Source organism: Thorsellia anophelis DSM 18579 (assembly GCF_900111395.1).
Classification (GTDB): domain Bacteria; phylum Pseudomonadota; class Gammaproteobacteria; order Enterobacterales; family Thorselliaceae; genus Thorsellia; species Thorsellia anophelis.
On the sequence record NZ_FOHV01000003.1, the window covers coordinates 154,641 to 170,952 of the forward strand.

A 16,312-nucleotide genomic window follows, 5' to 3' on the forward strand; every position below is an offset into this window, starting at 1 on the left:
GATGAACGTATCAGAAATGAAGACATGGCTAGCTAAACCTTTTTACAGAAGCTTAACTTGGCTAATGTTATTGGTGCCAATATTTTTTACAAGCTACCAATTTGCTAATCAACATGCAGCAAACCAAATGGATGTTACCAGCTTTTATTTTGAATGGGAAAAACATATCCCATTTATTGCTTGGACCATTATTCCTTACTGGCTGTTAGATGCATTCTATGGCTTATCATTTTTAGCTCTTAGGGACAAAAGAGATGTTGATATTCATGCACTGAGGCTCTTAGCCTTACAAGCAATCTCTATCGTTTGTTTTATCCTATTTCCACTTAAATTCGCATTCGTTCGCCCTGAAACAGAAGGGATTTTTGGCTGGTTATTTGACACCTTGGTGGGTTTTGATTTACCGTACAATCAAGCCCCTTCTTTACATGTCAGTATCACCGTTGTCGTGACAGCGGCATTACTTAACATTCCATCAAGGTTAATTAAGATACTTTGTGTACTCAACGCAGTATTGATCATTATCTCTGTGCTAACCACCTATCAGCATCATTTTATTGATATTCCAACAGGCTTGATAGTGGGAGGATTGGTTTTATTTTTAATAAAAAAAAAAGAAATAAACGTTAAAGTACATTAGTAAAGAAATTGAATAATCTGCTGTTCTAAGCAAGCAAAGGATACTTATTACTATCAGACAAGGACTAATCAAGCTGACATGATTACTTTGTGGAGAGGTAAAAATCACACTCGCTGAAGAGAGAACAATAATATATATCCAGCTATAATATAATCTAAACTAGAATTTACTGTAGAGAATTAACCTCACTTTTTGTGAACACATCAAAATGAGGTTAACACTACAACAGATAGCTACATGCGTTCAACCGTTTTAATTCCCAAGGTAGTTAAACCAGTTTTTAGCGTTTTTGAGGTTAAAGAGGCTAAAAGAAGACGACTATTTCTTAATTCGATTTCTTCTGTCTGCATAATAGACACCGCTTCATAAAAGCGTGAAAAGGCACCCGCTAATTCATATAAATAAGTACACATAATATGCGGAGCACCTTCTCTAGCGACTGCTGTGATCACTTCTTCAAATTGAAGCAAGCAGATGCTAAGAGCGATTTCTTCAGGCGCTTGTAATGTAATAGGGGATGCATTTAACGTTGCTGGATCAATCTCAAAGCGTTTAAAAATTGATTGCACCCTTGCGTTAGCATATAACATGTAAGGTGCGGTATTGCCATCGAATGAGAGCATATTATCCCAATCAAAAATATAGTCCGTTGTTCTATTTTTTGATAAATCAGCATATTTAACAGCACCAATCCCTACCACTTCAGCTAAGGTATCAAGCTCATTTTCATCAATCGAATCGTTTTTAGATAATATTAATGCTTTAGCTCTATCTTTAGCTTCATCAAGTAAATCAACTAATTTAATCGTACCGCCAGAGCGAGTTTTAAAGGGCTTACTATCTTTACCTAACATCATACCAATTTGGTGATGTTCAAGTGAAACTGATTCAGGCGCATAACCTGCCATGCGTGCTATCATCCAAGCTTGTGTGAGATGCTGATTTTGACGTGAATCTACGTAATATAGCACTCGATTTGCTTTTAATGTTTCAACGCGATATTTAACAGAGGCAATATCAGTTGTGGTATATAAAAATCCACCATCATTTTTTTGAACAACAACCCCCATAGGGTCGCCATTTTTATTTTTATACTCAGATAAAAAAACAACCGTCGCACCTTCATTTTCAACTGCAATACCTTTTGCTTTCAGATCCGCAACAATATTAGGTAGCATGGAATTATAAAGGCTTTCTCCCATTGTATCTTTTTCAGTTAATGTCACATTCAAACGCTCATAAGCAGCAAAATTTTGCGCCATTGTTAACTTAACCAATTTTTGCCACATCGTTAAACAATATTCATCTCCACCTTGAAGCTTAACGACATACCCACGTGCTCGTAAAGCAAACTCTTCATCTTCATCGTAAGTTTTTTTTGCATCACGGTAAAACGCTTCTAAATCAGTTAGAGCCATGTCTGTTGCATGTTCATTTTGCATTTTTTCTAGATATGCAATTAACATACCAAATTGTGTTCCCCAATCGCCTATATGATTAGCGCGAATCACATTATGTCCTAATAATTCTAATGTACGAACCACAGCGTCACCAATAATGGTGGTACGCAAATGTCCAACATGCATTTCTTTTGCAACATTAGGTGCAGAGTAATCAACAACAACAGTCTGAGGCACAACTGGTGTCAATCCTAATTTAGAATCATTAGCAACGATATTTAACTGACTCGCTAGCCAATTAGGCGACAAGGTTAGATTGATAAACCCAGGGCCTGCTACTTCGACATTAAATAAAATCTCTGAGGCATCTAATTTAAGCTGTTCAGTTAACTGACTTGCTAATTCTCTTGGGTTCTGACCTACTTTCTTCGCAACTGACATGATGCCATTAATTTGGTAGTCTCCAAATTGAGCTTTAGCAGAGACTTTAACTTGTGGATCCCAGTTATCAATACCAGTTAGTATTTTAAATGCATCTTGTGCATGTTGCGTTAAAATGACTTGAATGTTCAAAATAGTACCTTTTGTAATTATAAAAGTTGTATGTCTAAAATGACGTTATGTTTAATATAGTTCGAGTATCTCAGGCACGCTGTGTTTTACCTCCACTTATCTGAATTAATCACTCAAAATAAGTTCTATTACTTTCAGGTATAAATATATCCAGAGATTTTTAATTTATTGAAATAAAATAATATTTCATTCCAAAGAGGCATTATTGAAAACCATCTAATCAAAATAGATAATGTCTCTCTAGACCTTTTAAATAAAACACATAGCGTATATACTGTCTATTATATCATTTTGTTTACTGATGCGATATTATCAATCTATAATTAACGTCAAAGTTGTTTGATAGCAAAAGAGTGTATATTGACTATTATTAGCTACCCTTAAGGTGTGCAGCTTAAGGGTTATTTGTAATATTGTCCTAAAATGATAATTGAAAGAACTCATAGCATAAAACTCTATATCGTTTGCTGTACTCATTTATTAAGGAAAATTTTATGCGTTTATGCGATACAGATATCGAAAAATGGCTTGATGAAGGTAAAATATCCATCACTCCAAGACCTGCCTCTGATAAAATTTGTGGTGCAACAGCTGATGTTACCTTAGGTAATAAGTTTAGAGTGTTTGAGGCGCATAAGGCCCCATATATTGATCTAAGTGGTCCTAAAACTGAAGTTACCGCCTCACTAGATAGCGTGATGAGCGATGAAATCATCATAGGTACTGATGAAGCATTTTTTCTACATCCTGGTGAATTAGCGCTAGGTGTCACGCATGAATCAATCACCTTACCTGCTAATATTGTAGGCTGGCTTGATGGGCGCTCATCTCTTGCTCGTTTAGGCCTAATGGTCCATGTCACTGCGCATAGGATCGATCCTGGTTGGCAAGGATGCGTAGTACTGGAATTTTATAACTCTGGCAAATTACCTCTTGCGTTAAGACCAGGAATGGGCATCGGTGCCATTAGTTTTGAACTACTGAGCGGCTTTGCTGCAAGGCCCTATAACCAACGCAAAGATGCGAAATACCAAGATCAACAAGGCGCTGTCGCAAGTCGTATTAATCAAGATAATAAGTGAGCCCCAGAATGAACCCAATTTTTCTCGGTGTAAATATTGATCATGTTGCAACCTTACGTAATGCAAGAGGCACCTCTTACCCTGACCCGATTCAAGCCGCTTTTATCGCAGAGCAAGCTGGAGCAGATGGTATTACGATTCATTTAAGGGAAGACAGACGACATATTACTGATAGAGATGTCGCATTACTAAGACAAACAATTCAAACTCGCATGAATTTAGAGATGGCAGTCACGCCTGACATGCTAGAAATTGCCCTTAAAATTAAGCCTGAATTTGTTTGTCTTGTACCTGAGAGACGAGAAGAAGTGACAACTGAAGGTGGGCTTGATGTTTTAGGGCATTTATCCCAAGTTAAAGATACCGTCAAGTCACTGAGTGAGATTAATACTAAAGTATCTCTTTTTATTGATCCGGAGATAACACAAATCGAAGCAGCAGCTGAAATTAACTCTCCATTTATTGAAATTCATACAGGACGTTATGCGCAAGCAAAAACTGATACTGAAATTGAGTTTGAATATCAACGTATAAAAAATGCTGCGATGTTTGCCTCTAAGCTTGGATTGAAAGTCAATGCAGGGCATGGATTAACTTATCATAATGTCAGTTTGATTGCTGCAATACCAGAAATTTATGAGCTGAATATAGGTCATGCAATTATTGGCCAAGCAGTTTTTAACGGGTTAGATGTTGCTGTAAGAGAAATGAAGCGACTTATGACCCAAGCCCGACAAAAATAAGTTAGTTTTAAAAGGGAATAATGTGGCAATTATTGGATTAGGCACAGATATTGTTGAAATCAAAAGAATCGAAAGAATAGTAAGTTCTCTTGGTGATAAGCTAGCAAAACGCATCTTAACACAGGATGAATTTCTAGCTTATTGTAAACACAAACAACCTATCAAGTATCTAGCCAAACGTTTTGCAACTAAAGAAGCAGCTGCAAAGGCACTAGGTCTTGGTTTTAGAGATGGCTTGGCATTTAATCAATTTGGAACACAATATGATACTTCTGGCAAGCCTATTTTGGTGTTATATGGCAAAGCAAAAGAAATAGCTGATAGTTTGCAGATTCAATCAAGCCATTTATCTATTTCAGATGAAACACATTATGCTGTCGCTGTTGTAATTTTTGAACGATAGCATTATTTCAAAATGCAACATCAGTTGCTTTTTGAGCTTAAAACAGATTTCTTTATCTAAAACTATCTTTAAACATTCTCGATTCAATTGCTTGATTACTAAATTCTGTATAAGCAAGATGAACTTTTTTCTGACAAGATAAATTTGTTAAATTCTGGCTAACTGATGTTTGATAATTTTGGGTAAGTAATGTTAATTCACCAATATTTGATGTAATCTTTTGGCACATATCAACAAACCTATCTCTAATTTCAGGATGCTTTTCAATTATATCAACTATATTTGGCAGACTTTCAGACAACCTTAAATACTCAGTCTCTGCATCAGCAAATTTCTCCCACTCATTAGCCTTAGCGAGCACAAGCATATTGTCAGTTAGCGCTAAAAAATGTTCATATTTAGAGAGTAATTTTTTAGGCATATTAGCTCCATCTGTAATAATTATTTCAAACACATTCTAAAAACCCAAAACATAACCATCATTTGTCTTTTGATGGCTATGTACATCCACTAGCGTACATTATGATTTAGGCGCATTTGGATCAATTTCTTTCCAAGCATCTGCAATGTTAGTAAGTAGCTTAATTACTTCTTCTATGCTTTTTACGTCATTTTTTAAATTAGCCTGAACCAATCTATCAGTCATATAACCATAAAGTGAATCTAAATTATCTGCAAGTTCACCGTCAACTTCTGGATTCAAAGAAGCACGTAAACCATTGTCTATTATCCCTATCGATTTAGAAATAGCTGAGCCTTTTTCTGCGATATGATTAGGCGAATCGCCTTGCTCAATTAAAATCTTTGCGCGAAGCAGCGCATTGATTGCCCCATCAAATAACAATGTGATCAATTGATGCGGATTAGCACTCATCACACTGCTTTCTAGACCAACATTTTCATAGGATTGGGTTTTCGCTTTAGCGGGAGAATACATATTGGACCTCATATAGTTCATAAAAAAATAGGCTTGTGAATTGTTTCTATATTACAGAACACAATACCACAAGCCTAGAAAATTTAAACAATTATTATTGTTTTGTTTGTGCTGATAACGAAGCAAGCTGCTGAGTTAGATACGCACTAGTACTATTCATTTGAGCCATCATTCTATCAAGTTGTTCAAACTGAATACGTGTTCTTTCTAAGTTAGCCTCAATACTTGAAGTTGTATTCTCAATACTTCTTTCAACACGTTTAATCATTGAATTCAAAGAATCTTCTTGTACTTTAAAGACACCTGTTGAATTATCCATTATTGATTTTAACTGATTTGCAGACTGCGTTGCGAAACCAGTTGTTTTGCCATCTCCGACTAGGAAATTAATCACACCATCAACATTATCAGCTAATGCTTTATCGAGTGTAGCACCATTAATTTCTAATTTAAGAACGCTACCGCCCGTTGAAGTTGTATTATTCAGCTTTATTCCAAGACTATTTAAAGTACTGATTGCGCCTTCTTGAGAACTTGTAATTTGAGATCTTAATTGGTTTTGCAAATTACGAAGCGCTGCATTTCCCATTAAATCACCATTGGATGAAGATAACTCTTCACCAGCTTTACCAGGCACGAACTTAGTCTGGTTAGATATGGTTGCTTGCACCTCATTAAAAGCATCAACATAGGCCTGAATTGCAGCTTTCAAATCACCTGTGCTTTTTGTGATTGATAAAGTTTCAGCCTCAAAAATCTTATTCTCACCTTCACCCGTGCTTGGTGAAACTTCTTTAGCAGTAATCGTTACACCATCAACGACATCTTTAAAAGTATTAGTACCGCTTGTAACTGTGATACCATTAACTTGTATGACGGCATCTGCAGCTGTAGTTCTTTGGCTTGCAGGATCATTAAGATTAGCGACTATTTCATTTAATAAATATGGAGCTTCCTCTTCACCTTCTGGAGCTGGTCTTGTTGGTAAAGCTGGTGCATTTTCCTGTGTTATTTGTACAGTAAAACCAGCATCTTCACCTGTCGATTTACTCGAAACATTTAAATAGCCTTTACCTTGGGCATCATAGATAATCTCAGCACTAACATCGCTTTTGCTTTCATTAATTTTATTGCGTACATCTTCTAATGTGTAGTCACCCGCTTCAAATTCAATTTTAACTTCTTTTCCATCTTCTGTATTAGGTGCAAAAGTTAACGTTGTAGCGCCATCGGCAACATTTATAACATTCGAATTCTTGTCTGATCCAATTGTTGCCTGAGATATTTGGCCTGTTGCTAGCGCCTGCACATTTACAGAATAACTACCAGGATTAGCAGATGCACTTACTGATGCGCTAAAAGCTTTATTCGTACTAGAAACTGCAGTTGTGTTAATTTCATTTGCTTTTTGCAAATTCTGAGCCGCTGCATCAAGCTTAGCAACAGATGATTTAACAATTCCCCAAGCGGTAATTTGGTTATTGAATGTTGTTTTTTGTGCTGTTAATGGAGTTAAACGGGTTTGTTCTGCTGCTTGCAGTTGATCTAAAAGACCTTGCAAGTCTAAACCTGAACCAACACCTAATGAACTGATACCTGCCATAATGGGCTCCTTGTTAATACTCTAAAAGTATTTCGTTTTGATTATTTATGAGTCTTTCTTTACTAATGTAAGAATTCCTACTACAAACCTAAAATCGGCTAAAACACTAAAAACTTTAAGCATCTCATCAAATAAAACAATAAAAATAAGGTAGAAAACCTCATCGGATGTTAATTAATGTTAATCTATGTTTCCTATTTTACACCATTTTGATGAGTATGTACTGATTATTTACATGTTTTTAAATTCATCACAATAGTGCTTTAAGGTATCACTTTAATCAAACTCCAATAAGACCTGCTGATTACCTACTAAACGTTTTAAATCATTCAAAAGTTCATCGGTAGGATTGACTCTCCAATGAGTTCCTAGTGTAATTTTCACCCTTGCATCGATTCGTTGATAATAGATATGAAAAGGTAAAACGCCTGCTGAATGAGGCTCTAATGTTTGTTTTAACATTTGAATAAAGCTATCATTGAGCGTGTCTTGCTCTAGATATAAACTTACCCCTCTTGCGTATTTTTCTCTTGCTTGGGCAATATCTAGTAACTCCCTAACAATCATTTTAAACCCACCATTAAAATCATCAGTCAAAACTGATCCTGCTGCGATTAAAATTTTGTCTTTTTGTAATAGCGATTGATATTTTTCTAATGCTTCTGTATACAACATTAAATCTAACCGCCCTGACCTATCATCGATAGTAATTAGGCCGATTTTCGTGCCTCGCTTTGTGACCTTTATACTTGCAGATAACACAAGCCCACTAACAATTAGCGTTTTCCCTTTGCTTGTAGGTTGGACTTCACTAAGTTTAACACCACTCGTATAACGATCTAACTCTTTTAAATATTGGGTGATAGGATGACCAGATAAATACAGACCAAGCGTCTCTCTTTCTCCATCTAAAACTTGTTGTTCAGGCCAAGGAGGGACAATTGCATAAGACTGCTCAACTTGCTCAGGCTCATCAGCTAGCACACCGAACATATCAAATTGACCGCTTGAAACTTGTTTAGAATGCTGGCTTGCCATCTTAATTGCGCTATCTAATGAATTCATAAGCGCAGCTCGGTGCGGGCCTAACCTATCAAAAGCACCAGCCATGATTAATTTTTCCATTACTCTTCGAGTAACTTTTTTTAAGTCTAGTCTGGCGCATAGGTCAAAAATTTCCTTGAAGTACCCACCTCGCTGCCTTGCTTCAAGTATCGCTTCAATTGGACCTTCTCCAACTCCTTTAATCGCACCAATACCATAAACGATCTCACCTTTTTCATTAACATGAAACTGATACGTACCGCTGTTAATATCAGGAGGTAGGACAGTAAGCCCCATTCTTAAACACTCATCAACTAATCCTACAATTTTGTCAGTATTATCCATATCAGCCGTCATCACCGCAGCCATAAATTCAGCTGGATAATGCGTTTTAAGCCAAAGGGTCTGATAAGATACAAGCGCGTAAGCTGCCGAATGCGATTTATTAAAACCGTAACCTGCAAATTTTTCAACTAAGTCGAAAATATGCATGGCCAGTTCACCATCTACGCCATTTTTTTCAGCTCCTTCTTTAAATATTGAGCGTTGCTCAGCCATCTCTTCAGGTTTCTTTTTACCCATTGCACGGCGAAGCATATCCGCACCACCGAGGGTGTATCCTGATAATACTTGAGCGATTTGCATGACTTGTTCTTGGTATAGAATGATCCCATAAGTAGGTTCTAAAACTGGCTGTAAACTTTCATGTTGCCAGTTAATATCTGGATAAGAAATCGCTTCTCTTGCATGCTTTCTATCAATAAAATTATCAACCATTCCTGATTGTAGGGGACCTGGTCTAAAGAGTGCAACTAAAGCAATCATATCTTCAAAGCAATCTGGTTGCAGCCTTTTAATTAGATCCTTCATCCCTCTAGACTCTAACTGGAATACGGCTGTAGTTTCTGCTCTTTGTAATAAAGCAAAACATTTTGGGTCCGTTAAGGAAATACTCTCAATTGCAACAGGGGGTTGGTTTTGTTTTTGTAATCTGGCATTAATCATTCCTAATGCCCAATCAATAATTGTAAGAGTTCGTAGCCCTAAAAAGTCAAATTTAACAAGCCCTGCATACTCCACATCATTTTTATCAAATTGAGTAACTGGATGCTTACCTTCTGCATCGCAATATAGCGGTGCAAAGTCAATAATTTGTGTAGGGGCAATTACAACACCACCAGCATGCTTACCGGCATTACGTGTCACCCCTTCTAATTTTCTAGCCATATCTATAAGCGATTTGACTTCTTCATCATTATCATAGATAACAGATAGTTGAGGCTCAACCTCAAAAGCTTTTTCAAGTGTCATTCCAGGATCGGGAGGAATGAGCTTAGATATCCTATCTACAAATCCATATGGATGCCCTAATACTCTACCAACATCTCGTATAACAGCTTTCGCTGCCATAGTACCGAATGTAATAATTTGAGAAACTGCTTGCTGTCCATACATATCAGCAACATGCTCAATGACCCTATCTCGTTTTTCCATGCAAAAATCGATATCAAAGTCAGGCATAGAAACCCGCTCAGGATTTAAAAAACGCTCAAAAAGCAGATCATACTCCAATGGGTCAAGATCAGTAATTTTAAGTGCATACGCAACTAAGGAACCTGCACCTGATCCACGTCCTGGCCCTACTGGAATACCATTATCTTTTGACCACTGTATAAATTCCATTACGATTAGAAAGTAACCCGGAAATCCCATTTGGTTGATGACGTTAAGTTCAATGTCTAAACGCTCATCATACTCAGGACGTTTGTTAGACCTAACCTCGTTATCAGGAAATAAAAAAACTAGCCTCTCCTCAAGACCTTCTTTAGATTTCATAACAAGATAATCTTCTTCTGTCATTTCCCCTGTAGGGAAACTGGGCAAAAAGTATTCTCCCAGTCTAAGTTCAACATTACAACGTTTAGCAATCTCTACACTATTAGTCAATGCCTCAGGGATATCACTAAATAACTCAACCATCTCATCTTCTGTTCGAAGGTATTGTTGTTTGCTATACAATTTAGGTCTTTTAGGATCATCTAAAGTCACCCCATCATGGATAGCAACGCGAATTTCATGCGCATCAAAATCACTCTCTTTAATGAAGCACACATCATTCGTTGCAACAACAGGCAATTCACATTGTTCGGCTAATTCAATTGCCTTAGCGATATAATTAGCTTCATTATCTCGCCCTGTTCGGACAAGTTCTAAAAAATATCGATTCGGAAAATACGTTTGGTAATATTCGGTAAACTCAGCAATCAAATCTTGATTTTCTCTAAGAAGGGACCGGCCAAGATCACCCTCCTTTCCACCTGATAGTAAAATAATTCCTTCGTTTAATTCGGTCAACCAAGTCCGATGGATATAAGGTCCATTATCTCGATATCCCTGCTGATAGGCTTTTGAAATCAGAGCAGTAATATTTTTATAACCTTGCTGATTTTGAGCAAGTAAAGTCAATTTAGCAAATTCATCTTGCAGTTCAGGGATAATCATTTGTAAATCGACACCAATAATTGGCTTGATCCCATTATTATGTGCATCACCATAAAACTTAACTAGACCACATAAGTTACTAAAATCGGTTAGTGCGATTGCAGGCATATTCAAACTACCAGCAGCCTTCATTAATGCCTTCGTTTTCGCTAGACCATCTACCATAGAATAATCACTATGGACGTGAAGGTGAATAAATTTAGGATCTATCATTACAACTCTCTAGATTTTTGAAAATACTGTACATTCTATCAGTCAAATTATATACAAATAGATTATTATAGGCTTGTAGGTTATTAGTAACCGTAACGTAAACGCAGTGATTCTGGATAAGGTTCAAAATAACGTTGAGATAGTAGATAACGTTCATCATACTGCCTAGCATAATGCATTAGCAGTGTAAGTGGTGCTAAAAGAGGCAGCATCCCCTTTCGGTATCGCTCAATAATGTTGGCTAATTCAGCTTTTTCATCTCTGTTAAGATGTTTTTTAAAATAGCCTTGAATATGCATCAGCACATTTGTATGATTTTTACGTGTTGCAATTTTAGACATAGTTTGCATTAAAAGCGTTCTATATTCCTCATAAAAACGCTCTAATTTATCTGTGTTTGATAGCTGTGCAATTTTTTTTCCAAGGGTTCTATAATCAGCTTGGTTATGTGAAAGTAGAATCAATTTATATTGAGTATGGAAAGCAACTAATTTGCCTTTTGTAATACCACTTCGCATTAAAGATTCTAATTCATGTAAAGCAAATATCCTTCCTACAAAATTTTCCCTAATAATAGGATCATTCAGACGCCCATCTTCTTCAACTGGTAACCAGGGGTAATGCTTTAGGAGTTGACTAGTATAAATTCCGACTCCAATTTTTTGATTACTATTATCATTAGGATGATAAAGTCTCACTCTTTCAAGCCCACAGCTTGGAGATTTTGCACAGACGATATAACCTGCTAAAACGGGAAACTGCTCAAACTGATTCGTGGCAAAATCTGTCATTTTTTGCGTAAAATCTTTTGTTGTATCTTGGCTGAGCGTCATTCTAACTTGATTATTAATCATAGTTAATCTTAAGGCTGGTCTTGGCGTTGGTAATCCGATTCCCATTTCAGGACAAACATCTATGTATTCAACATACTCAGACAGAGCTTTCATGGCAAATGCAAATCCTTTATGTCCACCATCAAATCTTACTGATTTACCGAGCAAACAGCTACTGATTCCTATATTGAGTTTCATAGATAATTATCCTGTTGTTATATAATCCTTTAAATATCTTCTAGTGCAATTAAAGAATCAATTGATTGCTTACGCCGAATACAAGTTATGTTGTCATTATCAAAAGCATATTCAGCTATCAAAGGCCTTGAATTATAATTCGATGACATAGACGCGCCATATGCACCAGCATCATGAAAAACGAGTAAATCATTAACTGCTATAATAGGTAAAGTACGTTTATCAACCACTCCACCTTCATGTTGCGTGAAAACATCACCTGACTCACATAGAGGCCCTGCAACTACAACATCTTCAACATTACCTTCAGTACAAGCCCATTCTAGTTTACCATCTGGTTTATTTTTTATCACGGATATAGCATGGTAACTTCCATACATTGAGGGTCTCATCAGATCATTGAAGCCTGCATCAACTAGCACGAATTTATTTTGTCCCATCAATTTTACAGCATGAACTTTTGACACTAATATACCTGATTGGGCAACAAGAAAACGCCCAGGTTCAATTTCTAAAGATACAGAGTGTTTGAGTAAATTTTCTATTCTGATCCTAGCGTTATTCCATAATTTAAAGTAGTGTTCTGTGTCAATTTCAGCGCCATCAATATGGTAAGGAATTGATAATCCGCCACCTGCAGAAATCGCCTCAAGATCAAATCCAAGTTTTACAATTTCCTCAACTTGTAAAACCATAGCATCACATACTTGTTCTAGGTGTCCATAATCTACACCTGACCCAATATGCATGTGTATCCCGACTAATGTTAAATCATACTTCTTTATCACATTAAGCGCTTGCTCAAGTTGAGTATGCCAAATACCATGTTTACTATTTTCACCACCTGTATTTGTCTTTTGACTATGTCCGTGACCAAATCCTGGATTAATTCTTATCCACACAGGGTGTTTAGCTGCAACCTTACCGACTTGTTCTAGCATATCTATTGAACCAGCATTGACAGGTATTTTATTTTCAACCACAAGGTTAAGTGTTTGTTGATTAATAACATCTGCAGTAAATACTATCTCATTTGGATTTTTTTTATTATCAAATCCGGCTTTGAGCGCACGAAACAATTCCCCTTCTGAAACTGCGTCAACAAAAACACCATTTTGCTTCATCAATTTTAAGACATGGATATTAGAATTTGTTTTTTGCGCATAGCGTATAACATCAAATGCTTTTAGTTTTTCAATTTGTGATTTTATGACATTCAAATCATATGCCCAATAGGGAGTCATCTCTTTTTCATATATTTGAGCTAAGCTATTTGCTTTAAATAAATTAGTTTGGTTATGTTTTTTCATTATTTTTACGAGTTAGCGTTGAGTTATAAAAAGGGTATTTTTAGATATGTACATCAATAGTGTACCATTGTAAGCTGATTGAGCTCAAATTTACATTATTAATTCATATAATCCTCAATTTCAGTCAAAAAAAAACCTGCTAAACAGCAGGTCTTTTAAATTAATCATTTTTTAACGTGCTAAATTAAAAAGAGATAAACCCTTCATATCCATAAACGTCTGATAAGAGGCTTGTAAAGAATTGAGATTCAGCATGTACTCTGAAATTCCTTTAACAGGATCTAAATCTACCATGTCACTTAAACGCTCTTGACCGTTTAAATTTTCCTGTGCACCTAAATCATCTAGGTTGGTAAGTTCACGCATAGAAAGCCCCATATCAGTTTGAACTCGTGATGCATTTGATGATGCATTCTGTATTCCACGATTAGCACTATCCATTGCTGCAGTAAATGCATCTCTGTCTGCTTGCGTACCTGAATCTAGTGGAACTTTTAGAGCGGCTATTGCTTTATCAAGGGTATCAAAGACACCCCCCATACCCGACGGAGTATCATCTGGCTCTAAAACAGGATTTGCAGGCAACCCTTCAAAGATGTCTGAACCTAAATAAGACACTGCAAGCTCACGAGTTGGATTAACTTTTTGAGTCATTGCAGTATCACCACCTTGGTAAGTTACCACACCAGTCACATCATCTTTAACAAACGGCGGTATATCCGTTTTAAAACCGGAAAATATAAAGTTACCTAACCCATCTCTTGTATTAGCTAGCCCTAAAAGTTCTTCTTTTAAACCCTCAAGTTGGCTGCTTAGTGTAAGTCTATCTTCATCTGATATAGTTGTATTACCTGCATTAACAATAGTAACTTTTATTTCAGCTAAAACACCGTTCACATTCTGTATGACATTTTCAGATAAAGCAATATTTGAGTTCGCAAAATTACGTGCTGTTTGGTATTGCTCACCTAATCCTAAAGATTGTTTAATTCTAACAGCTTGTGACGCAGCTAGAGCATCATCTGAAGGGTTCACAACTCGTTTCATGGTTGATAATTTCAACCCAGACGTCAACCACTTTTCATTAGCTGAACCGATTGAATTACTTTGCATTTGATACATCATGCTTGTGCTTATCATGATAATTTCCTTATTTAATCGCGGCTATTTATTAACGTATTGACAAAATAGCATTAAAAATGGTTGATGCAGTTTTAATTACTTCCGCACTTGCTTGGTAGTGTTGAACAAATTTCTGTAAGTCAATATACTCTTGATCTTTGTTCACTCCAGATAAATTTTGTTGTTGCATTGTCAATTGATTTACAATATTTTCTTGTGCTCTAAAATTGACTTCTGCAGAATTAGTTGCGCTCCCTACTGCTCCTACAACTTTTGCATACGCACCGTTGAAAGTTGAAAGACCATTTACAAGAGTCTGATTCTGCAAATCAAGAAGCAATTTAGCATTCTCATTATCACTCGGGCCACTACCAGCTGTTCCTGCTGCTGCAATCTCTGCTGGATCTCTTATTAAAAGATCAAATCCAGTTATCGCATCCATTGTTGGTTTAATTTTAAAATTATCACCTGGTACTAGTTTTGATTCATCATCGATATTAATCTCAATACCTTCGAATGCAATTACAACAGGGACTGTACCAGAAACTGTTGGATTTATAACTGTATTATCAGACAAACGCGTAACACGCCATTGACCGACACCAATATAATCAAGCCTATAGTCAGTTCCTTGCATTTTTGGTGTGTCTATTCGTTCAATTGATTCAATTACTGCTGTGCCATTATTATTGGTATTAGAAAATCCAACAGGCGCACCAATAGAAAACATATCCTTGCCTGCATTACCTAATAAATCAAAACCTAGTTTATGCTGTTCATTATATTTATCAGCAAATACCATCGCAATTTGATTAATTTCATTTCTGGTTTTATCTAATGAGTCTCTAAACTGATATAGTCCACCTAGTTCACCAGATTTGATTTGTGACTCAGGTATTTCAATATTTATTCCTGGCCCTGGTGAATAAGATATAGCCATTCTTGTTGGATCTGAACTAGACCTAATAGCAGAAACCGTATTTGACTGATTTCCTTGTACAAGTGACAATCCGTTTGCAAATGAAACATTATAAGCGCCATTTTGCTCAGTAACTTGCACACCAACTAATTTATTAAGCTCACTAACTAAAAAATCACGTTGATCTAATAATTGATTTGGTTCCTGACCTGCAGCAAGACCTCTTGCTTTTGTTATTTCAATATTCAAATTTGCAATTTGAGCTGTATAGGTATTTACCTGTCCTGCAATATCTGAAATTGATTCATTTACACCGTCATTTAGTTCTCTTAAATAGTTATCTACAAAACCAAATTGTGAGACCATACTTTCAGCACTACCGATCACCGTTTGGCGTGCTGCAGAATCAGACGGATTACTCACCATATTTTGAACGTTATTAAAAAACTCTTGAAGACCATCTGAAAGATTATGGCTTGAATTTGCAAGCAAGTTATCTATTTGACGTAACTGATTATAAACAGTACTTTGCGTTGAATTGAGTGACTGTGCTGTACGTAGCTGTTTATTCAAAAACTGATCAAATAATCTATCTACAGATAAGACTTTAGCTCCATTTCCAATGAACCCTGAAGTAGAACCAGTAGGCCTTTGATCAGCAATAGAAATAATTTGTCTATTGTAACCTGGAGTATTTAGATTACTTATATTGTTACTAACTGTATTTAGCCCAAGCTGCGAAACATTGATCCCAGATAGACCAATATTAAGTAAATTACCAGACATAACG

Annotated in this window: 13 protein-coding genes; 4 read left to right on the forward strand and 9 right to left on the reverse strand. The window is 36.3% G+C overall.

The window, feature by feature from the left end:
- Position 1 precedes the first annotated feature (1 nt).
- The gene (locus BMW37_RS02755) at positions 2-640 is read left to right on the forward strand and encodes a phosphatase PAP2 family protein (RefSeq protein WP_093317617.1); all 639 of its coding nucleotides are present in this window, start codon (positions 2-4) and stop codon (positions 638-640) included.
- Positions 641-873: 233 nt separating this feature from the next.
- Here BMW37_RS02755 and argS read toward each other — a convergent pair whose 3' ends face one another.
- Entirely contained in the window at positions 874-2,613 is a 1,740-nt protein-coding gene (gene argS, locus BMW37_RS02760; RefSeq protein WP_093317619.1) for an arginine--tRNA ligase, read from the reverse strand.
- 494 nt (positions 2,614-3,107) lie between these two features.
- Here argS and dcd point away from each other — a divergent pair, with 494 nt between their 5' ends.
- Genes dcd through acpS form a run of 3 tightly spaced genes read left to right on the forward strand, consistent with a single transcriptional unit; the run spans position 3,108 to position 4,841 of the window.
- Positions 3,108-3,695 carry a dCTP deaminase gene (dcd, locus tag BMW37_RS02765; RefSeq protein WP_093317621.1) on the forward strand — a complete coding sequence of 196 codons (588 nt, stop codon included), beginning with the start codon at positions 3,108-3,110 and terminating at the stop codon, positions 3,693-3,695.
- 8 nt (positions 3,696-3,703) lie between these two features.
- Positions 3,704-4,438 carry a pyridoxine 5'-phosphate synthase gene (gene pdxJ, locus BMW37_RS02770; protein ID WP_093317622.1) on the forward strand — a complete coding sequence of 245 codons (735 nt, stop codon included), beginning with the start codon at positions 3,704-3,706 and terminating at the stop codon, positions 4,436-4,438.
- A gap of 22 nt (positions 4,439-4,460) precedes the next feature.
- A complete protein-coding gene (gene acpS / locus BMW37_RS02775) occupies positions 4,461-4,841 on the forward strand; it encodes a holo-ACP synthase (protein ID WP_093317623.1) in 381 nt (126 codons plus the stop codon).
- Between the two features lie 52 nt (positions 4,842-4,893).
- Here acpS and fliT read toward each other — a convergent pair whose 3' ends face one another.
- The 8 genes from fliT to flgK all read right to left on the reverse strand — a co-directional run bounded on the left by fliT (position 4,894) and on the right by flgK (position 16,308).
- Positions 4,894-5,262 (reverse strand): flagellar protein FliT, encoded by a 369-nt coding sequence (gene fliT, locus BMW37_RS02780; RefSeq protein WP_093317625.1) that lies wholly within the window; start codon positions 5,260-5,262, stop codon positions 4,894-4,896.
- Between the two features lie 99 nt (positions 5,263-5,361).
- Positions 5,362-5,778 carry a flagellar export chaperone FliS gene (gene fliS / locus BMW37_RS02785; protein ID WP_093317627.1) on the reverse strand — a complete coding sequence of 139 codons (417 nt, stop codon included), beginning with the start codon at positions 5,776-5,778 and terminating at the stop codon, positions 5,362-5,364.
- Between the two features lie 94 nt (positions 5,779-5,872).
- A complete protein-coding gene (gene fliD, locus BMW37_RS02790) occupies positions 5,873-7,381 on the reverse strand; it encodes a flagellar filament capping protein FliD (RefSeq protein WP_093317628.1) in 1,509 nt (502 codons plus the stop codon).
- Positions 7,382-7,657: 276 nt separating this feature from the next.
- Positions 7,658-11,140, reverse strand: coding sequence for a DNA polymerase III subunit alpha (gene dnaE / locus BMW37_RS02795; RefSeq protein ID WP_093317630.1), 3,483 nt, complete (start codon positions 11,138-11,140; stop codon positions 7,658-7,660).
- An 83-nt stretch (positions 11,141-11,223) separates the two neighbouring features.
- Complete coding sequence (locus tag BMW37_RS02800) at positions 11,224-12,171, reverse strand: YbgA family protein (protein WP_093317631.1); 948 nt, start codon at positions 12,169-12,171, stop codon at positions 11,224-11,226.
- A gap of 29 nt (positions 12,172-12,200) precedes the next feature.
- On the reverse strand, positions 12,201-13,481 hold the full coding sequence (gene lysA, locus BMW37_RS02805) for a diaminopimelate decarboxylase (protein WP_093317633.1): 1,281 nt from the start codon (positions 13,479-13,481) through the stop codon (positions 12,201-12,203).
- 171 nt (positions 13,482-13,652) lie between these two features.
- Positions 13,653-14,621 (reverse strand): flagellar hook-associated protein FlgL, encoded by a 969-nt coding sequence (flgL, locus tag BMW37_RS02810; protein ID WP_093317635.1) that lies wholly within the window; start codon positions 14,619-14,621, stop codon positions 13,653-13,655.
- 31 nt (positions 14,622-14,652) lie between these two features.
- On the reverse strand, positions 14,653-16,308 hold the full coding sequence (gene flgK / locus BMW37_RS02815) for a flagellar hook-associated protein FlgK (protein WP_093317636.1): 1,656 nt from the start codon (positions 16,306-16,308) through the stop codon (positions 14,653-14,655).
- Positions 16,309-16,312 lie beyond the last annotated feature (4 nt).

What these genes read in the sequence shown, in the direction of transcription:
- BMW37_RS02755 (WP_093317617.1), top strand. Translation starts at nt 2, where the DNA reads ATGAACGTATCAGAAATGAAGACATGGCTAGCTAAACCTTTTTACAGA.
- fliD (WP_093317628.1), bottom strand. Translation starts at nt 7,381, where the DNA reads ATGGCAGGTATCAGTTCATTAGGTGTTGGTTCAGGTTTAGACTTGCAA.
- dcd (WP_093317621.1), top strand. Translation starts at nt 3,108, where the DNA reads ATGCGTTTATGCGATACAGATATCGAAAAATGGCTTGATGAAGGTAAA.
- flgL (WP_093317635.1), bottom strand. Translation starts at nt 14,621, where the DNA reads ATGATAAGCACAAGCATGATGTATCAAATGCAAAGTAATTCAATCGGT.
- lysA (WP_093317633.1), bottom strand. Translation starts at nt 13,481, where the DNA reads ATGAAAAAACATAACCAAACTAATTTATTTAAAGCAAATAGCTTAGCT.
- BMW37_RS02800 (WP_093317631.1), bottom strand. Translation starts at nt 12,171, where the DNA reads ATGAAACTCAATATAGGAATCAGTAGCTGTTTGCTCGGTAAATCAGTA.
- fliS (WP_093317627.1), bottom strand. Translation starts at nt 5,778, where the DNA reads ATGTATTCTCCCGCTAAAGCGAAAACCCAATCCTATGAAAATGTTGGT.
- fliT (WP_093317625.1), bottom strand. Translation starts at nt 5,262, where the DNA reads ATGCCTAAAAAATTACTCTCTAAATATGAACATTTTTTAGCGCTAACT.
- dnaE (WP_093317630.1), bottom strand. Translation starts at nt 11,140, where the DNA reads ATGATAGATCCTAAATTTATTCACCTTCACGTCCATAGTGATTATTCT.
- pdxJ (WP_093317622.1), top strand. Translation starts at nt 3,704, where the DNA reads ATGAACCCAATTTTTCTCGGTGTAAATATTGATCATGTTGCAACCTTA.
- flgK (WP_093317636.1), bottom strand. Translation starts at nt 16,308, where the DNA reads ATGTCTGGTAATTTACTTAATATTGGTCTATCTGGGATCAATGTTTCG.